At 55.4% G+C, this 16,623-nt stretch carries 20 protein-coding genes; 7 read left to right on the top strand and 13 right to left on the bottom strand.

The genetic code is table 11. The features are described 5' to 3' along the window. Positions 1-9: 9 nt before the first annotated feature. Together ACKLKD_RS14950 and ACKLKD_RS14945 are read right to left on the bottom strand one after the other, a co-directional pair. On the bottom strand, positions 10-1,005 hold the full coding sequence (locus ACKLKD_RS14950) for a substrate-binding domain-containing protein (protein ID WP_025710930.1): 996 nt from the start codon (positions 1,003-1,005) through the stop codon (positions 10-12). Positions 1,006-1,093: 88 nt separating this feature from the next. After that, entirely contained in the window at positions 1,094-1,642 is a 549-nt protein-coding gene (locus ACKLKD_RS14945; RefSeq protein ID WP_025710929.1) for a helix-turn-helix domain-containing protein, read from the bottom strand. Between the two features lie 100 nt (positions 1,643-1,742). On the opposite strand from ACKLKD_RS14945, the gene ACKLKD_RS14940 reads away from it, so the two are divergent. Both ACKLKD_RS14940 and ACKLKD_RS14935 read left to right on the top strand, forming a co-directional pair. After that, a complete protein-coding gene (locus ACKLKD_RS14940) occupies positions 1,743-2,402 on the top strand; it encodes an AzlC family ABC transporter permease (RefSeq protein WP_025710928.1) in 660 nt (219 codons plus the stop codon). Beyond that, positions 2,402-2,725 carry an AzlD domain-containing protein gene (locus ACKLKD_RS14935; RefSeq protein ID WP_002882863.1) on the top strand — a complete coding sequence of 108 codons (324 nt, stop codon included), beginning with the start codon at positions 2,402-2,404 and terminating at the stop codon, positions 2,723-2,725. Before ACKLKD_RS14940 ends, ACKLKD_RS14935 begins: the two co-directional genes overlap by 1 nt. On the opposite strand, the gene ACKLKD_RS14930 is transcribed toward ACKLKD_RS14935, so the two are convergent. The 9 genes from ACKLKD_RS14930 to fdhD all read right to left on the bottom strand — a co-directional run bounded on the left by ACKLKD_RS14930 (position 2,722) and on the right by fdhD (position 9,163). Next, complete coding sequence (locus ACKLKD_RS14930) at positions 2,722-3,315, bottom strand: AAA family ATPase (RefSeq protein ID WP_025710927.1); 594 nt, start codon at positions 3,313-3,315, stop codon at positions 2,722-2,724. The two genes, ACKLKD_RS14935 and ACKLKD_RS14930, sit on opposite strands and share 4 nt — an antisense overlap. Beyond that, on the bottom strand, positions 3,312-3,749 hold the full coding sequence (locus ACKLKD_RS14925) for a PTS sugar transporter subunit IIA (protein WP_025710926.1): 438 nt from the start codon (positions 3,747-3,749) through the stop codon (positions 3,312-3,314). The genes ACKLKD_RS14930 and ACKLKD_RS14925 overlap by 4 nt, the downstream gene beginning before the upstream one ends. Positions 3,750-3,758: 9 nt before the next feature. Further along, a complete protein-coding gene (locus ACKLKD_RS14920; protein ID WP_025710924.1) occupies positions 3,759-4,028 on the bottom strand; it encodes a hypothetical protein in 270 nt (89 codons plus the stop codon). Positions 4,029-4,087: 59 nt separating this feature from the next. Further along, positions 4,088-4,930 (bottom strand): class II fructose-bisphosphate aldolase, encoded by an 843-nt coding sequence (locus ACKLKD_RS14915; protein ID WP_025710923.1) that lies wholly within the window; start codon positions 4,928-4,930, stop codon positions 4,088-4,090. Continuing rightward, positions 4,917-6,284 carry a PTS sugar transporter subunit IIC gene (locus ACKLKD_RS14910; RefSeq protein ID WP_080897840.1) on the bottom strand — a complete coding sequence of 456 codons (1,368 nt, stop codon included), beginning with the start codon at positions 6,282-6,284 and terminating at the stop codon, positions 4,917-4,919. Before ACKLKD_RS14910 ends, ACKLKD_RS14915 begins: the two co-directional genes overlap by 14 nt. Beyond that, the gene (locus ACKLKD_RS14905; RefSeq protein WP_004151864.1) at positions 6,277-6,591 is read right to left on the bottom strand and encodes a PTS sugar transporter subunit IIB; all 315 of its coding nucleotides are present in this window, start codon (positions 6,589-6,591) and stop codon (positions 6,277-6,279) included. Before ACKLKD_RS14905 ends, ACKLKD_RS14910 begins: the two co-directional genes overlap by 8 nt. 11 nt (positions 6,592-6,602) lie before the next feature. Then, the gene (locus tag ACKLKD_RS14900) at positions 6,603-7,583 is read right to left on the bottom strand and encodes a 6-phosphofructokinase (protein ID WP_002882831.1); all 981 of its coding nucleotides are present in this window, start codon (positions 7,581-7,583) and stop codon (positions 6,603-6,605) included. Between the two features lie 402 nt (positions 7,584-7,985). Next, positions 7,986-8,198, bottom strand: coding sequence for a YdgH/BhsA/McbA-like domain containing protein (locus ACKLKD_RS14895; RefSeq protein ID WP_002882830.1), 213 nt, complete (start codon positions 8,196-8,198; stop codon positions 7,986-7,988). A 128-nt stretch (positions 8,199-8,326) separates the two neighbouring features. Continuing rightward, on the bottom strand, positions 8,327-9,163 hold the full coding sequence (gene fdhD / locus ACKLKD_RS14890; protein ID WP_002882828.1) for a formate dehydrogenase accessory sulfurtransferase FdhD: 837 nt from the start codon (positions 9,161-9,163) through the stop codon (positions 8,327-8,329). Between the two features lie 156 nt (positions 9,164-9,319). Here fdhD and fdnG point away from each other — a divergent pair, with 156 nt between their 5' ends. The 4 genes from fdnG to fdhE are packed head-to-tail and all read left to right on the top strand — an operon-like array spanning position 9,320 to position 14,843. Beyond that, the gene (gene fdnG, locus ACKLKD_RS14885; RefSeq protein WP_136025569.1) at positions 9,320-12,370 is read left to right on the top strand and encodes a formate dehydrogenase-N subunit alpha; all 3,051 of its coding nucleotides are present in this window, start codon (positions 9,320-9,322) and stop codon (positions 12,368-12,370) included. A 12-nt stretch (positions 12,371-12,382) separates the two neighbouring features. Beyond that, positions 12,383-13,285, top strand: coding sequence for a formate dehydrogenase subunit beta (gene fdxH, locus ACKLKD_RS14880; RefSeq protein WP_002882822.1), 903 nt, complete (start codon positions 12,383-12,385; stop codon positions 13,283-13,285). Beyond that, a complete protein-coding gene (gene fdoI, locus ACKLKD_RS14875; protein ID WP_008807902.1) occupies positions 13,282-13,917 on the top strand; it encodes a formate dehydrogenase cytochrome b556 subunit in 636 nt (211 codons plus the stop codon). The genes fdxH and fdoI overlap by 4 nt, the downstream gene beginning before the upstream one ends. Next, a complete protein-coding gene (gene fdhE / locus ACKLKD_RS14870) occupies positions 13,914-14,843 on the top strand; it encodes a formate dehydrogenase accessory protein FdhE (protein WP_025710916.1) in 930 nt (309 codons plus the stop codon). The genes fdoI and fdhE overlap by 4 nt, the downstream gene beginning before the upstream one ends. Before the next feature lie 37 nt (positions 14,844-14,880). Here fdhE and ACKLKD_RS14865 read toward each other — a convergent pair whose 3' ends face one another. After that, positions 14,881-15,255 (bottom strand): type II toxin-antitoxin system VapC family toxin, encoded by a 375-nt coding sequence (locus ACKLKD_RS14865; RefSeq protein WP_025710915.1) that lies wholly within the window; start codon positions 15,253-15,255, stop codon positions 14,881-14,883. After that, a complete protein-coding gene (locus ACKLKD_RS14860; RefSeq protein ID WP_025710914.1) occupies positions 15,255-15,497 on the bottom strand; it encodes a CopG family transcriptional regulator in 243 nt (80 codons plus the stop codon). Before ACKLKD_RS14860 ends, ACKLKD_RS14865 begins: the two co-directional genes overlap by 1 nt. A gap of 204 nt (positions 15,498-15,701) precedes the next feature. Here ACKLKD_RS14860 and ACKLKD_RS14855 point away from each other — a divergent pair, with 204 nt between their 5' ends. Next, positions 15,702-16,619 (top strand): alpha/beta hydrolase, encoded by a 918-nt coding sequence (locus tag ACKLKD_RS14855; RefSeq protein WP_025710913.1) that lies wholly within the window; start codon positions 15,702-15,704, stop codon positions 16,617-16,619. Positions 16,620-16,623: the final 4 nt, after the last annotated feature.

Below are 16,623 nucleotides of genomic sequence, written 5' to 3'. Positions count from 1 at the left end.
AACGTCAGATCAGGCGGTTTCACCCGGGATAAATTCTGGCTGCCACAGCACCTGCAGCGTGGCGAGATCCTCCCCGGCGATTAAGCGGCGCACCATATCGGCAATCTGGCGTCCCACGCCCTGGCGCGTGGACTGGATCACCGCGGCAACGTCGGTCTCAATGATGCTGTCCTGCGGCAAACCGTCATACACTACTAAGGCGACGCGGTTGTCACCGGTCAAACGCCCCAGATGGGCGAGCGCCATTGCGGCGCCATCGCCATGGGTGTTGCAGTCGGTGATAATCGCGGTGGGCGGCTCCGGCAGGCGCAGCAGCTCCAGCGTGGCCTGATAGCCGCCGCGGCGCGTCGGCGACACGCTGCGCAGCCATGCATCGGATAACCCCGCCTCGCGCAGGGCATCGAGGTAGCCGTTACGCCGTTGCAAAATAAACGCCTGATTATTGTTCTCGCCCAGCAGAGCGATACGCTGGTGGCCCTGCTGAATCAGATGGCGGGTGGCGCGACAGGTACCGGCATAGTTATCAAAATCAAACCAGGCGTAGGGCTGCGTCAGGCGGCTACGGCCGAGCGCCAGAAATGGAAAGCCGGAGGCCTGCAGCTGCGCCAGCCGCGGATCGTCATCCAGGGTATGAGCCACGATTAATGCGTCGACGCGACGGCCCTGCACCATGCGCATATAGCCATGTTTATCCGCCTGCTCATCATCGGCGATCAATAACAAATCAATATCATGGCGCGCCAGCTCATGGCTGATCTCCCCGACCATCTCGAGAAAAACGTTATTGTTGAGCGGTACGGGACGGACAGGAAAGACGAGACCAACGGCATCGATGGTGCCCATTTTCAGACGGCGGGCGAAAGTGTTGGGGCGATAGCCCCGGCGCTGCGCTTCAGCCTCAACCCGGGCGCGGGTCTCCTGCGACACATCGTCATAGCCGTTCAACGCCCGGCTGACGGTCGTGACGGAGATCCCAAGTTGTTTAGCAATGGCTTTCAGCGACATAAAATTCCCTGTTTTCGCATAGGAAAAGCTAGTTTCCCGCAATACGGCTATGGCGTCCAGCGAGCGCGCGTCCCCCGCCGGTGCGGTGTCAGTTTTGCTCAGCGATCAGCAGAGCCTGCGTATCCGGCTCCAGCGCCTGAAAAACATGCTCCTGATCCGCCGGGTAACAGATATAGTCGCCCTCGCCCAGCTCTTCCGGCGCCGACGTCAGCCCGACCCGCGCCCGCCCCTGGGTGACGATAATATGTTCCACCGAGCCTGACGGATGGGGATGTGAAATACGGTCCGCCCCGGGCTGGGTTAACAGTAAATAAATATCCCGACGCGCGCCGGGGGGACAGGCGGCCAGTAAAATAGCCTGATAGTTCGCCTGCTCCGCCACCACTTTGGTCCCCTCGCCGCGGCGGATCACCTGCGTTTTGTTCACCTGCGGCTCAAGCAGCCGGGCAAACGGGATATCCAGCGCCACGCAGAGCGACCACAATGTTTCCAGACTCGGATTGCCATTCCCGGACTCCAGTTGTGAAAGCGTGGATTTTGCGATACCTGCCCGGCGCGCGACTTCCGCCAGCGAAAGACCGGTCCGCGCCCGCTCCCGCACCAGGCTCTTGGCAATAACGCTAATTGGCTGTGTCATATCCGCCCCTTAGTTTTTTATATCGAACGATTCGTTCGTCTTGAAAAACGATTTTTCTGCGTTCATTATAATGGAAATTCGTTCGATATGGCTAAGTGATATGAAACAAACTCTCTCCAGTCTCAGCGGAGACACGATAAAAGCGATTGTTTTAGTTTGCCTCGCCGTCGGGGTGGTGGGCATGTCCTATGGGTCGCTGGCGGTGGCTTACGGCTTCCCCTTATGGGTGCCGCTCTTGCTGTCGGTGTCCGTCCTGGCGGGCGCCTCTGAATTTATGTTTATCGGCATTGTTGCCAGCGGCGGTAGCCCGCTAGCCGCCGCTGCCGCCGGCCTGCTGGTCAATGCACGCCATATCCCGTTCGGGGTGACCGTGCGCGAACTGGTTGGTCAGCGCGCCTTAAGCTTTATCGGGTGCCACATTATGAACGACGAGAGTGTGGTCTTTGGTTTGTCGCAGCCCACCCCCGCGCAGCGCAAAGCGGCCTACTGGCTGTGCGGCGCCGGCGTGGCGCTGATCTGGCCCCTCGGAACCCTAACCGGCGCAGCCGTCGGCAAACTGCTGCCGGCGCCGGAAACCATCGGGCTTGATGCGGTCTTCCCGGCGATCCTGCTGGCGCTGGTGATCCCGGCCTTTAAAAACCGCACTACGCTGATCCGCGCCGCCAGCGGCGCCGCGCTGGCGCTTGCCGCCGTACCGTTTGTGCCCACCGGGCTGCCAGTGCTGCTTTCACTGTTTGGTTTACTGTCGAGGAAAAAATAATGGGCAATATGACGCTGTTTATCGCCGGTATCGCCATCCTGTCACTGGGAACCTATCTGATGCGTCTCGGCGGCGCGAAGCTTGGTAATCGGCTGGCATTTTCCGAGCGCTCGCAGGCGCTGCTTTCCGATGCGGCGACGGTACTGCTTTTTTCCGTCGCCCTGGCCACCACCTTCTATGAAGGCGCACACTTCGCCGGCATGGCGCGCGTCCTGGGCGTTGCTTTCGCTGTGTTCCTCGCCTGGCGCAAGGTCCCGCTGATCGGCGTGATTATCGCCGCAGCGGTAGTGACGGCGCTGCTGCGCCTGGCGGGTATGCCCTAGGACGAGTAAGCGTAATCTGTAAAACCGCTGTGCTGTCGGGCGATCGTGCCTTCAAGCCACTGAATAACCGGTTCGATCTGCAGCGGGTGCCGCTGGTCTATCGTCAGTACAGGTCCTAACGACATGGGCTGCGCCCGCCCGGCCAGCTGTGCCAGCTCCGGCAGATACTCTTCTCCGGGGTGGCCCGGCGGCCGCGTCGCCAGCCGCGAGGCATAGCGCGCGACGGCCAGCTCCGGAGAGATATGGTTCCAGACCTCAATCACCTGCTCCACGCCCGCCTGCTGTAGCAGTCTCTGCAAGGTCTCCCGTGGCTGAAAGCCGAACCAGGCGTCGATCAACCAGACCATGCTGGCAGGCGATGCGCCGACAATCGACCAAATCACCTCATACGCCGCGCAGCCCAGCTGGCGATTCATCGGCCGGTCGACAGGGGCCAGGCGCGCCATAAACGGCTCTTTGATGCCGTCGATCGTCAACACCGGCAGGCTAAAGGTCTCCGCCAGCAAACGGGTAATGGTGCTCTTTCCGGAAGCCGGAATGCCGTTGATTAAAATGGCCGTTTTACAGCCTGGCGTCAGATGTCTGTTCATAATAATGCGACGACCTCCTCCCGGCTGCGGGCCGTCCGCAGTTTGGCCATCGTTTCATTGTTATCGAGCAAGGCGACGATGGCACGAATGCCCTCCTCGATATGCGCATTGCTGTCCTGAGCGCCAAACATAATGACAATATCCGCCTTTTCACTGTCCGCAAATGGGATAGGCTTTTCCAGCACCACCAGACTAAAGCAGTTGCGTCTGACGCCGCACTCGGGGCGGGCATGGGGGATGGCAATCCCTTCATCAAAAACATAGTAGGCACCATGGTTCAGGGTATTGGCGATCACCGCCTGGCTATATTCCGCCGAAATAAAGCCTTTTGCCTCCAGCGGGCGGGCAGCCAGCTTTATTACCCGCTGCCAGTCAGATTCCACAACGCCAACCTGTATTGCATCGGCCTCAATAAGCAGTTCTTTTATGGTCATTCTCTGTTCCTAAATATTGCGGCGAATAATATTGCGTAAATTATCAATCTGCAGAAACAGCGCATCGATATCCTGCCGGTGGCTCTTACTTTTGGCATATACCGATAGTGCCCGGTTGTAAGTCAACATCAATGTTTTTTGCACGTCGCTATTATCGGGCTTGCGCTGTAATTCGCCTTCCAGTCTGGCGATCTCTTCCGCCAGCTGACGGGACTGTTGATCATAATCCTGCAGCGGGCTTTGCTCTTTTTTCCACAACGTTTTCAATGATTCAAACATAGCAAGCTCCCTCCCTGGCGGAAGACAGGGCAACGAAATAGAGTGTGATAGAGAAAACGTTATTTAAATAACGCCATTTTTTCCATTAAGACGTCAGTGACCGCCTGGTTGGCGGGAATTAAAAATTTCCGGACACTGTCATTCACTTTTCCTTTCTCAAACGTCGTCTTACAGCGGTCGACCCATTGCACGTTCATTTCCGTGCCGACGTTCACTTTATTAATCCCTTCGGTGACGGCCAGCCGCATATCCTCATCACTGACGCCGGTGCCACCATGCAGCACCAGCGGCACGCCGGTCGCTTCGCTTATCGCCTTCAGCCGCGCATGCTGTATCTGCGCTTTACCGGTGTACAGGCCATGCACTGTGCCCACGGAGATGGCCAGCATATCGACCTGCGTCTCCTGCACAAAACGTTTCGCGTCTTCAACGGTAGTAAAACAAATATCTTCCGCCGCCACCGCTTTTCCATCCTCTGATCCGCCGATTGCCCCCAGTTCGCCTTCGACCGTAATATTCCGCGGGCGGGCCATCTCCACCACAATTCGCGTATTACCGATATTTTCCTCGAGGCTTAAATGAGAGCCGTCGTACATCACCGAAGAAAAGCCCGCATTCATTGCCGTCTCGATGGCCTTAATATCGGAACAGTGATCAAGATGCAGGCAGGTTGGGATATTTTCGCTGTCAGCTAATGAACACACGGCATCGACCAGTAACCGATACCCCAGATACTCTGCGGTACCGGTTGAAATTTGGATCATTAACGGACTATGACTATTTTGTGCCGCTTTAAAAAAAGCCGGCAACATCTCAATACAGTGTAAGTTAAACGAGCCAATCGCTTTGAAATTTCTCTCCTGAGCGATATTTAAAATCTCATTAAAATTATACAGACTCATGAACATTTTCCCCTTTCGGCTTAGCGGATTTACCGTTTACAAACCATGCCAGTGCGGCGACAAACACAATAAACACGGCGACAAAGAGCCAGTTATTCTGGAAGGCGTGACCTAATACCAGGCCGGAGCTGATAACGTCTGAATCGCTGAAGGTGACGCCTGTAAAGCCGTAGCTCTCCAGCATGGGTACCAGGATGGCTGGCAGAAAGGTGATAAACAGGCCATGGATAACCCCGCCGATCATCGCCCCACGGCGTCCACCCAGCGCATTGCCAAATACCCCTGCTGTGCCACCGGCAAAAAAGTTGGTTAACAGCCCGGGGAGGATCATCGCCAGGCCGAACATCGGGAAGACCAGCATGCCGATGATTGAGCCGACCGTGGTCGCCAGAAATCCGACAATCACCGCATTCGGCGCATAGGGAAACAGCACCGGGCAATCGAGAGCGGGCTTTGCATCCGGGACAATACGCATCGCGATACCGCGAAAAGCCGGCACCAGCTCATTGAGCAATAAACGCACGCCGCTATAGAGAACAAAAACCCCGGCGACGAACTGAATGGATTGCATAAAGGCATACATCAGGTAGTTAATGCCGCCGGAGAATTGGGCGATGTACTGCGGCCCCGCCGCGACAGCCGGAATGAGATACATCGGCACCATCACCACCGCCATCGCCAGATAGGTATCCTGCAGAAACTTAAAGTTATCAGGCAGCTCGAGATCTTCCGTGGAGCGAGAGCCTTTTCCGACAACTTTAGCGACGGCGGCCTGCACCAGATAGCCGATGGTACAGAAGTGCCCCAGGGCCACATCGTCAGACCCGGTAATGCGCCTGACCACCGGCTGCGCCAGGGCCGGCATTAAGACCGCCATCACCCCGCCGAAGATACCCCCGGTTAAAATCAGCGGTACGCCAGTGAGCCCGGACTTATAGCCAATGACAGCCCCAATTGTCGCCATCCACAGCAGCGCCTGGCCGGTCAGGAAAATATATTTCAGCGGCGTCAGACGAGCGATAATAATATTGACGGCAAAGATCACCAGCAGCGTCAGCGCCACTTCCGACCCTAATTCCCGATTCGCTAACCCGGCGATAGCGGCCACATCGGTAATGTAGCCCTTCATGCCAAATCCCTGGGTGAAGATATCGTTCAGGAAGGTCAGCGTGGCGACAATGATGTTGATCCCGGCCATCATAATTAAGAAACCGAGCAGCGTTTTAAACGTCCCTTCCGCGGTTTTGCCTGGCGATTTCTTTTGCAGGATCAGGCCAAGCATGGCAATAAAAGCAATAAGGATGGATGCCTGGCCGAGTAAATCCTTAACAATAAACGCAACGAAGCTATTCATAATCAGCCACCTTCAGATGACGTTCTTTTAAGAATGCGACGATCTTGGTTTCAATCTCCTCTTTATCAGTAAGTTTATTCAATACCACGACACGCTTAATTTCTTCTTCACTGGCATCGGCAGTTAAGATGTCGGCAAAGGTTTTTTGCGTCAAAATCATATCCGATTTAAAGGCTCCGGCTTCGGAAACGGTGGTGTGTTCAATATGAGCGGGAATTTCCAGCTTCTTTAAAACTGCCTTCGCCGTCATTTCAATGGCAAAGCTTGAACCGAGGCCGCAGCCACATACGCATAAAATTTTCAGCATGGAGGGTCTCCTCAAATAATATTGAGTTGCTTGGCAAGTTTATAATGATGTCCTTCAGTATCGACCAGACGTTTTTTCATACTGACTAAATCAATCGGAATAGGTTTGTTACTGGAATTAATTATTATGGCTTTATTTTTCATACCTGACTGAATACAGCGAACCACTTCACTGGCCATAATAGTGCCCTGATAAATCTCTTCGCAGGTTGGATCACCGCTGCGTAAACCATAGCCGACGATCGTTTTACGGATACGGACACCTATTTGTGGTTCCAGCTGTTTAATCATGGTATCAATCGCCCCCTGAAAGCCGGGAGAGTACTCTTTGGTATAGCCTTCTGAGCAGAGGATAACGACGCTATTCTGCGTACTCAGCTTCCGGGTAATCCGTTCCGCGAGCACGGCCAACGGCATCTGTGCCTCCGGGATCAGGGCAATATCCGCATTACATTTAATGGCGGACTGCAACGTTAGTTCTCCACAATAGCCTCCTAATATCTCAACCATAAAAACCCGACCGGGCAGCGCTCTTCCGGTATTTCTTAAACGAGAGACTTCTTTAATAATTTGCTCACAGGCCGTGGAAAAACCAATCGTATAATCACTGCCATACACATCATTATCGATAGTCATTCCCACACCAAAGCAATTAATCTCAAATTCACTAAGGGTATTCAGAAACTGCAGGCTGCCATCCCCCCCGGCCATAATGAGCACATCAATACGCAGAGATTTAAGTTTTTTAGCAATGCTTTCATATTCACTTCGCTGCAGTTTGCGACTGGTTCGCCCCGAGGTAATGATCGGCACCGCGGTAATTGAATAATCAACCAGATCGCGCCACGCCATATCCTGATGACTTTTCTCCAGTAGCCCTGGAATACCGCCATTAAACAGCGTGATATCGGCATTAGCCTGCCTGGCTATCTGGAATATAAAATTATTCATTCCAGAAACATCCCCGCCGCTAATAACGATACCAATTTTCATGACGCATCCTCGCTCATTTGCCTGACAACATTTTTCCCTGAGTACAAGCCTTCTATTTGCAATGAAGATCACATAATGCGTATTAAATTACCGCAGTGAATAGTTGACAGGTACGGCGAAACGCCTATTTTTGTGATACATATCCCATTTAAAGAGAGTGATCTCCATCGCTTTCTGTTTTTAATATCTTTAAATTTCATGGCGTTAAAAAATCGAGATATTCAGGCGTGCTGACCTTTCCTTTGCCATAAAAAGGAGGATTTAAGAAAAGAACGGAAACGTGATTACTGCCACATTTTTTTCGTAGCAGAGGAAAATATTGGCAAATTTCGCAGAGACGGGAAGCGGAAAACGAAAACAAAAAAAGCGCCCTGAGGCGCTCTTTCGACAGTTGCTATACGCTTATTTGTTCAGTTCGGCAGTCATATGCACGCGGTTGCCGGTAAACGCTTCGGTGATTTTGTAAGACGAAGCGCCGGCAGCCTGCGCCTGTGCGGCGATTTTCGCTTCCGCGCCGTCCATTGTGGAGGCGGTTGCGGTCACGGTTTCAGCAGCGAAGGAAGCGAAAGAGGCGGCCATAGCGATTACTGCGACAAAAGTTTTGATGCTTTTCATGATATAAACCCTTTCATTTAGTTGTTTAGATAAGGCGCTGTGCCTTGATGTGTTAAATAGTATCCCGCACATCGCTAAACAAAAAGCGGAAGGATTTGCTGTCATTGTTCAAATTTATTGACCAATATTTAACCCGCAATTAAACGCTGCGGATGGGTGTAAACTGTCGCCCTGCCCGGCTTGCAAAAGCCCACCAGCGTCAGATTGCAGCGCTCGGCAACTTCCACTGCTAAGGTGGTGGCCGCCGAGACCGCGAACAGGATCTCGACGCCGCACATCGCCGCCTTCTGCACCATTTCATAGCTGGCGCGGCTGGAGACCAGCGCGGCGCCATGCTGCCACCCCTCGCCGACTTCCGCCCGCCGGCCCAGCAATTTATCCAGGGCGACATGCCGGCCAACGTCTTCAAACCCCCCCGCCAGTTCGCCCGTCAACCGGACCCACGCGGCCGCGTGAGTACAGCCGGTGAGCCGGCCAACCGGTTGAAAGTCGTTAAGATGCGCCAGGGCCTGATCGAGATTGGCTAAATCGAACGACTGAGTGAACGGCAGCGGCTGGACCGGCTTACCAATATCATTGAGCTGCTCGACGCCGCATACGCCGCAGCCGGTGCGCCCGGCCAGCGCGCGACGCCGGGCTTTGAGGCCCATAAAACGCCGGCTGGAGAGCTCAATCTGCACCTCAAGGCCGTTGCACACCGCTACCACGTCCATGCCGAAAATCTCCCGCCGGTGCTCGATAATCCCTTCGGATAAGGAGAAGCCGACGGCGAATTGCTCCAGATCTTTCGGGGAGGCCATCATCACCACGTGGGAGATACCGTTGTAGACCAGCGCGACGGGCACCTCTTCCGCTAACTCATCTGGCTGAGGGTGTTGCAGATCCTCGCGTTTCCAGAGGGAGACCTGGCGATATCCTGTGACATTCGTCACATTTTTGATTTGTTCGAGAGGCTTCTTGTTCACTTTGCTTTAACCGTATTGGAACAGGCATACACACAATGTGGTATTCTGTTTTTATCCCTTCAGGAATGAGGGAAATTTGCCCTAATTCTGAACCTTTGCGGCCTTCACCGCAAAGCAAATAACTACATGTGACAATGTCGAAACAAGGAGCGAACCATGCAGGTCAGCAGAAGGCAGTTCTTTAAGATCTGCGCTGGCGGTATGGCGGGAACCACGGCAGCAGCGCTGGGCTTTGCCCCGGCAACTGCGCTCGCGGAGACACGGCAGTACAAATTGCTGCGCACGCGCGAAACCCGTAACACCTGCACATACTGTTCTGTCGGCTGTGGGCTGTTGATGTATAGCCTCGGCGACGGCGCGAAAAACGCCAAAGCATCCATTTTCCATATCGAAGGCGATCCGGATCATCCGGTCAACCGTGGTGCGCTCTGTCCGAAAGGGGCTGGTCTGGTGGACTTTATCCATTCTGAAAGCCGCCTGAAATTCCCGGAATATCGCGCGCCAGGCTCCGATAAATGGCAGCAAATCAGTTGGGACGAAGCGTTCGATCGCATCGCCAAGCTGATGAAAGAGGACCGCGACGCCAACTTTATCGCGCAAAACGACGCCGGCACCACCGTCAACCGCTGGTTGACTACCGGGATGCTGTGCGCCTCCGCCTCCAGTAACGAAACCGGCTATTTAACGCAAAAATTCACCCGCGCCCTCGGGATGCTGGCGGTGGATAACCAGGCGCGTGTCTGACACGGACCAACGGTAGCAAGTCTTGCTCCAACATTTGGTCGCGGTGCGATGACCAACCACTGGGTTGATATTAAAAACGCCAACCTGGTCGTAGTGATGGGCGGTAACGCCGCAGAAGCGCATCCGGTGGGGTTCCGCTGGGCGATGGAAGCCAAAATTCATAACGGCGCCAAGCTCATCGTTATCGATCCGCGCTTTACGCGTACGGCGTCGGTGGCTGATTTCTATACCCCGATTCGTTCCGGTACCGACATTACCTTCCTGTCGGGCGTGATCCTGTATCTGCTGAATAACGAAAAATTCAACCGCGAATACACCGAAGCCTACACCAACGCCAGCCTGATCGTGCGTGAGGACTATAGCTTCGACGACGGGCTGTTCAGCGGCTATAACGCAGAAAAACGCCAGTACGACAAAACCAGCTGGAACTATGAGCTGGACGAAAACGGCTTCGCCAAACGCGATACTACGCTGCAACATCCGCGCTGCGTCTGGAACCTGCTGAAACAGCACGTCTCCCGTTATACCCCGGATGTGGTCGAAAATATCTGTGGTACGCCGAAGGCTGACTTCCTCAAAGTCTGTGAATACATTGCCGAAACCAGCGCGCCGGATAAGACCGCGTCGTTCCTGTATGCTCTCGGCTGGACCCAGCACTCCATCGGCGCACAGAACATCCGCACCATGGCGATGATCCAGCTGCTGCTCGGCAACATGGGGATGGCAGGCGGTGGCGTCAACGCCCTGCGCGGTCACTCCAATATCCAGGGTCTGACCGACCTCGGCCTGCTCTCCACCAGCCTGCCAGGCTACATGTCGCTGCCGAACGAAAAGCAGGCCGATCTGCAGACCTACCTGGCGGCCAACACGCCGAAACCGCTGCTGAAAGATCAGGTCAACTACTGGGGCAACTATCCGAAGTTCTTCGTCTCGATGATGAAAGCTTTCTTCGGTGACAAAGCCACCGCAGAAAACAGCTGGGGTTATGACTGGCTGCCGAAATGGGATAAGAGCTACGACGTTCTGCAGTACTTCGAGATGATGAATCAGGGCAAAGTGAATGGCTATATTTGCCAGGGCTTTAACCCGGTGGCGTCATTCCCGAACAAAAACAAGGTTGTGGCTTCTCTGTCGAAACTGAAGTTCCTGGTGACCATCGATCCGCTCAACACCGAAACGTCCACCTTCTGGCAAAACCACGGTGAGTCCAACGATGTTGATCCGGCGAAAATCCAGACCGAAGTGTTCCGTCTGCCATGTACCTGCTTCGCCGAAGAGAACGGGTCTATCGTCAACTCCGGCCGCTGGCTGCAATGGCACTGGAAAGGCGCTGATGCCCCGGGGATTGCCGTCACCGATGGTGAAATACTCGCCGGTATATTCTCACGCCTGCGTAAGATGTATGCCGAAGAAGGCGGCCCAGCGCCAGAGCCGGTGCTCAACATGACGTGGAACTACTCCACACCGCACGAACCGGCATCGGAAGAAGTGGCGATGGAGAGCAACGGTAAAGCGCTGGCGGATATTATCGACCCGGCAACCGGGGCGGTGATCGTCAAGAAAGGCCAACAGCTTAGCTCCTTTGCCCAGTTGCGCGATGACGGCACCACCTCCAGCGGCTGCTGGATCTTCGCCGGGAGCTGGACGCCGGAAGGCAACCAGATGGCGCGCCGCGATAACGCCGATCCATCCGGTCTCGGCAATACGCTGGGCTGGGCCTGGGCATGGCCGCTGAACCGCCGCATTCTGTATAACCGCGCCTCCGCGGACCCGCAGGGTAAACCGTGGGATGCGAAGCGGCAGTTGCTGAAGTGGGACGGCGCCAAATGGGGCGGCGTGGATATTCCGGACTATAGCGCCGCCGCGCCTGGCAGCGATGTCGGTCCGTTTATCATGCAGCCGGAAGGGATGGGCCGTCTGTTCGCTATCGATAAGATGGCGGAAGGACCGTTCCCGGAACACTACGAGCCATTTGAAACGCCGCTCGGAACCAACCCGTTGCACCCGAACGTGGTCTCTAACCCGGCCGCTCGCGTCTTTAAAGGCGATCTCGAGCAGATGGGTAAGGCCGAGAAGTTCCCGTACGTCGGCACCACATACCGTCTGACCGAGCACTTCCACTACTGGACCAAGCATGCGCTGCTCAACGCTATCGCACAGCCGGAGCAGTTTGTGGAGATCGGTGAAAAACTGGCGAATAAGCTCGGCATCGGTCACGGCGATACCGTGAAAGTTTCCTCCAACCGCGGCTATATCAAAGCCAAGGCGGTGGTGACCAAGCGTATTCGCACGCTGAAAGTTGACGGTAAGGATATCGATACCATCGGCATTCCTATTCACTGGGGCTATGAAGGTGTGGCGAAAAAAGGCTTTATTGCCAACACGCTGACGCCGTTCGTCGGTGATGCGAACACGCAGACGCCGGAGTTCAAAGCTTTCCTCGTGAACGTGGAAAAGGTGTAACGGAGACGACTTATGGCTTATCAATCGCAAGATATTATTCGTCGTTCCGCGACTAACGGTTTCACCCCCGCGCCTCAGGCGCGGGACCACCAGCAGGAGGTGGCGAAGCTTATCGACGTCACCACCTGTATCGGCTGCAAAGCCTGTCAGGTGGCCTGCTCCGAATGGAACGATATTCGTGATGAAGTCGGTCACAACGTCGGGGTGTATGACAATCCGGCGGACCTGACCGCCAAGTCATGGACGGTGATGCGCTTCTCGGAAGTAGAGCAAAACGACAAGCTGGAATGGCTTATCCGCAAGGATGGCTGCATGCATTGCGCTGACCCGGGCTGCCTGAAGGCCTGCCCGTCAGAAGGCGCGATCATTCAGTACGCCAACGGTATCGTCGACTTTCAGTCCGAGCAGTGCATCGGCTGCGGCTACTGCATCGCAGGTTGCCCGTTTGATGTACCGCGTCTGAACCCGGAAGACAACCGCGTCTACAAATGTACGCTGTGCGTAGACCGTGTGACCGTCGGCCAGGAACCAGCCTGCGTGAAAACCTGCCCGACCGGCGCAATCCACTTTGGCTCCAAAGAGGATATGAAAACGCTGGCCGGCGAACGCGTGGCTGAGCTGAAAACCCGCGGTTACGACAATGCGGGCCTGTACGATCCGGCCGGCGTCGGCGGCACCCACGTCATGTACGTGCTGCACCACGCCGACAAACCGAATCTGTACCATGGCCTGCCGGAGAATCCGGAGATCAGCCAGACCGTGAAGTTCTGGAAAGGCATCTGGAAACCGCTGGCGGCCGTCGGCTTCGCCGCGACCTTCGCAGCCAGTATCTTCCACTACGTCGGCGTCGGTCCGAACCGCGCGGAAGAGGAAGAGGACAATCTGCATGAAGAGAAAGACGAGGTGCGCAAATGAAAAGACGTGACACCATCGTGCGCTACACGGCGCCGGAACGCATCAACCACTGGGTCACCGCCTTCTGCTTCGTCCTGGCGGCGGTGAGCGGGTTAGGCTTTTTCTTCCCGTCCTTTAACTGGCTGATGCATATTCTCGGCACGCCGCAGCTGGCGCGTATTCTCCACCCGTTCGTCGGGGTGGTGATGTTCGCGTCGTTTATCATCATGTTTTTCCGTTACTGGCACCACAACCTAATCAATCGGGATGATATCTTTTGGGCGAAGAATATTCGTAAGATCGTCGTCAACGAGGAGGTAGGCGATACCGGGCGCTATAACTTCGGCCAGAAATGCGTGTTCTGGGCGGCGATTATTTTGCTGGTACTGCTGCTGGTGAGCGGTGTGATCATCTGGCGTCCGTATTTTGCGCCGGCTTTCTCAATCCCGGTGATCCGATTTGCGCTGATGCTGCATTCATTTGCCGCAGTGGCGTTAATTGTGGTTATCATGGTGCATATCTACGCCGCCCTCTGGGTGAAAGGCACCATTACCGCGATGGTGGAAGGCTGGGTTACCAAAACGTGGGCGAAGAAACATCACCCGCGCTGGTACCGAGAGGTCCGCCAGAAACAGGAAAAGTCATCTGAATGAGTATTCGCATAATCCCGCAAGACGAGCTGGGTTCGAGCGAGAAACGCACGGCGGAAGCAATTCCGCCGTTACTGTTCCCCAGGCTGAAAAATCTGTACAACCGCCGCGCTGAACGCCTGCGCGAGCTGGCCGCCGATAACCCGCTGGGCGATTACCTGCGCTTTGCCGCACTGATTGCCCATGCCCAGGAAGTGGTGCTGTACGACCATCCGCTGCAGATGGATCTCACTGCCCGCATTAAAGCGGCCAGCGAACAGGGTAAACCGCCGCTGGATATCCACGTTCTGCCGCGCGACAAGCACTGGCACAAGCTGCTGCACTCGCTGATTGCCGAGCTGAAGCCGGAGATGAGCGGCCCGGCGCTGGCGGTCATTGAGAATCTGGAAAAAGCCTCTGAGCAGGAGCTGGAGCAGATGGCCAGCGCGCTGTTTGTTTCCGATTTCGCCTCCGTCAGTAGCGACAAAGCGCCGTTTATCTGGGCCGCGCTGTCGCTCTACTGGGCGCAGATGGCCAGTCTGATCCCAGGAAAAGCGCGCGCCGAATATGGAGAACAACGGCAGTTTTGCCCGGTGTGCGGCTCGATGCCAGTCTCCAGTATCGTGCAGATCGGCACCACTCAGGGGCTGCGCTATCTGCACTGCAACCTGTGCGAAACCGAGTGGCACGTGGTGCGCGTCAAGTGCAGTAACTGTGAACAGAGCCGCGACCTGCACTACTGGTCGCTGGACAACGAGCAGGCGGCGGTGAAAGCCGAAAGCTGTGGCGACTGCGGAACCTACCTGAAGATTATGTATCAGGAGAAGGATCCGAAAGTCGAAGTCGTCGCCGACGATTTGGCATCCCTGGTGCTCGACGCCCGCATGGAACAGGAAGGCTTCGCCAGAAGCTCGATTAACCCGTTCATGTTCCCTGGCGAAGGGGAGTAAGTTCTGCGCTACTATAACGGGCGGCTCAGGTCGCCCGTTATAATTCATACGGTGTGAGCACGCCGGGAATGCCTGCAAAATCCTTCGTATTCCGTGTAATCAGTTCAAGACGATGAACCCGCGCCGTCGCCAGGATAATGGCGTCCGGCAGTTTCATGCGATACTCATGTCGCAGATCGACGCTTCGTTCAGCAATCTCATGCGAAACATCAATGATGTTAAAAGAGCTCAAGGCAATCCGCGTACGCTGCTCCTGGTGATACTTTTTGGCGCCAACCATGACCTCCATCCAGGTAATTAAACTAATTGCATTCTGCGACGGCCAGGACTCTAACGCCTCCTTGGCTTCACGCCGCCCGCTAAATAAATCAATGAGAATATTAGTATCAAATAGCGCGACGCCCTTAACCATTACCACTCCTCGCGCAGTTTACGTTGGTATTCAACGCCGTCTTCTTCGCAGCCTTGCCACAGGCCGAGGGCGCCTGAAATGCTCTCTTTAGCCCGATCCTGCTTCTCCAGATATTGTTCAACGGCTTCACGTAACAGCTCCGCTCGCGGAAGATTACGCTGCGCTTTGAGGTCATCCAGCCGTTTGATGACATCGTCTGGTAAATCGAGAAGAATTCTGCCCATATCGCTTTCAGCCAGCATGCTCATATATACCTCCAGTATATCATCAGCGTTCAGATAACGAGCAAATTACACCCGATAAAAGCTAAGAAGAAGCAGATCTCTGTTGAGAAATACGCTTTTGCGAGCCGCTTTCCAGAATGCGATCGCGGCTTTATTCGGTATATCTTTTTCGCATAAACCAGGCTATAACACTGGATATTAATCCAGTAAAAGGGACTTACCATGACGTTGGAAAAAGGTATTGCTTCGCTGGTTGAGGAGTTTATTGCTGCGGGGCGGCCATCATCGCGAGAACAGAGTATTGATGACCGGAGAAACGGCTATCTCGCCAGCACCGTTCTCGCCGGGGCAATGGAAACGCGGGTACAGGTTGAAGACATTACGCTCGATGGCATGACCTTGCGCGTCGTCTCGCCGCCAAGAAGCAACGGCTTGCTACCCACCATGGTGTATTACCACGGCGGCTGTTTTGTGAGTGGCGGCTTTGCCACCCATGACAATCAATTGCGCCAGCTTGCCTGGTTCAGTGGGTGCCGGGTGATCGCCATGCAGTATCGCCTGGCCCCGGAGTACCCTTTTCCGGCGGCGCACGATGATGCGGAACGAGGCGCCAACATTATCCATCGGTATGCGCAGCAGCTTGGCGTTGACGCGGCGCGCATCACGCTGGCCGGCGACAGCGCCGGCGGCCACCTTGCCCTGGTCACGGCTTTGCGCCTGAAAGCGGCGGGAGCATGGCAACCTGCGCAGCTTATCCTGATTTACCCGATGCTCGACGCTACCGCCAGCATGGAAAGCTACGCCAGCAACGGCGAGGATTACATCATTACCCGGGACACGCTGCTGAGCGGCTACGAAATGTATTTAGCGGCCACACCCGCTACCCATCCGGAAGCCAGTCCGCTGTGGCGCGACGATTTTCACGGTCTGCCACCGGTTCATATCCTGACGGCCGAATTTGACCCTTTGCGCGATGAGGGAGAAGCGCTGTACCGAAGGCTGACGGAGCAAGGGGTGGAGAGTTCCTGCCAGCGCTACCTGGGGGTGATCCACGGCTTCTTTCAGCTGGGAGGCGTCAGCAACGCCGCGCGTGATGCCATGCGGGATATCGCCTGGCGCGTGGCATCGCCAGGACGATAACTGC

The sequence above is a fragment of the Klebsiella sp. 10982 genome (assembly GCF_048589245.1).
GTDB classification, from domain to species: Bacteria; Pseudomonadota; Gammaproteobacteria; order Enterobacterales; family Enterobacteriaceae; genus Klebsiella; species Klebsiella quasivariicola.
The sequence above is the reverse complement of the archived record's forward strand: the minus strand, read 5'-3'. Positions and strand labels throughout refer to the sequence as shown.

What these genes read in the sequence shown, in the direction of transcription:
- ACKLKD_RS14950 (WP_025710930.1), bottom strand. Translation starts at nt 1,005, where the DNA reads ATGTCGCTGAAAGCCATTGCTAAACAACTTGGGATCTCCGTCACGACC.
- ACKLKD_RS14945 (WP_025710929.1), bottom strand. Translation starts at nt 1,642, where the DNA reads ATGACACAGCCAATTAGCGTTATTGCCAAGAGCCTGGTGCGGGAGCGG.
- ACKLKD_RS14940 (WP_025710928.1), top strand. Translation starts at nt 1,743, where the DNA reads ATGAAACAAACTCTCTCCAGTCTCAGCGGAGACACGATAAAAGCGATT.
- ACKLKD_RS14935 (WP_002882863.1), top strand. Translation starts at nt 2,402, where the DNA reads ATGGGCAATATGACGCTGTTTATCGCCGGTATCGCCATCCTGTCACTG.
- ACKLKD_RS14930 (WP_025710927.1), bottom strand. Translation starts at nt 3,315, where the DNA reads ATGAACAGACATCTGACGCCAGGCTGTAAAACGGCCATTTTAATCAAC.
- ACKLKD_RS14925 (WP_025710926.1), bottom strand. Translation starts at nt 3,749, where the DNA reads ATGACCATAAAAGAACTGCTTATTGAGGCCGATGCAATACAGGTTGGC.
- ACKLKD_RS14920 (WP_025710924.1), bottom strand. Translation starts at nt 4,028, where the DNA reads ATGTTTGAATCATTGAAAACGTTGTGGAAAAAAGAGCAAAGCCCGCTG.
- ACKLKD_RS14915 (WP_025710923.1), bottom strand. Translation starts at nt 4,930, where the DNA reads ATGAGTCTGTATAATTTTAATGAGATTTTAAATATCGCTCAGGAGAGA.
- ACKLKD_RS14910 (WP_080897840.1), bottom strand. Translation starts at nt 6,284, where the DNA reads ATGAATAGCTTCGTTGCGTTTATTGTTAAGGATTTACTCGGCCAGGCA.
- ACKLKD_RS14905 (WP_004151864.1), bottom strand. Translation starts at nt 6,591, where the DNA reads ATGCTGAAAATTTTATGCGTATGTGGCTGCGGCCTCGGTTCAAGCTTT.
- ACKLKD_RS14900 (WP_002882831.1), bottom strand. Translation starts at nt 7,583, where the DNA reads ATGAAAATTGGTATCGTTATTAGCGGCGGGGATGTTTCTGGAATGAAT.
- ACKLKD_RS14895 (WP_002882830.1), bottom strand. Translation starts at nt 8,198, where the DNA reads ATGAAAAGCATCAAAACTTTTGTCGCAGTAATCGCTATGGCCGCCTCT.
- fdxH (WP_002882822.1), top strand. Translation starts at nt 12,383, where the DNA reads ATGGCTTATCAATCGCAAGATATTATTCGTCGTTCCGCGACTAACGGT.
- fdoI (WP_008807902.1), top strand. Translation starts at nt 13,282, where the DNA reads ATGAAAAGACGTGACACCATCGTGCGCTACACGGCGCCGGAACGCATC.
- fdhE (WP_025710916.1), top strand. Translation starts at nt 13,914, where the DNA reads ATGAGTATTCGCATAATCCCGCAAGACGAGCTGGGTTCGAGCGAGAAA.
- ACKLKD_RS14865 (WP_025710915.1), bottom strand. Translation starts at nt 15,255, where the DNA reads ATGGTTAAGGGCGTCGCGCTATTTGATACTAATATTCTCATTGATTTA.
- ACKLKD_RS14860 (WP_025710914.1), bottom strand. Translation starts at nt 15,497, where the DNA reads ATGCTGGCTGAAAGCGATATGGGCAGAATTCTTCTCGATTTACCAGAC.
- ACKLKD_RS14855 (WP_025710913.1), top strand. Translation starts at nt 15,702, where the DNA reads ATGACGTTGGAAAAAGGTATTGCTTCGCTGGTTGAGGAGTTTATTGCT.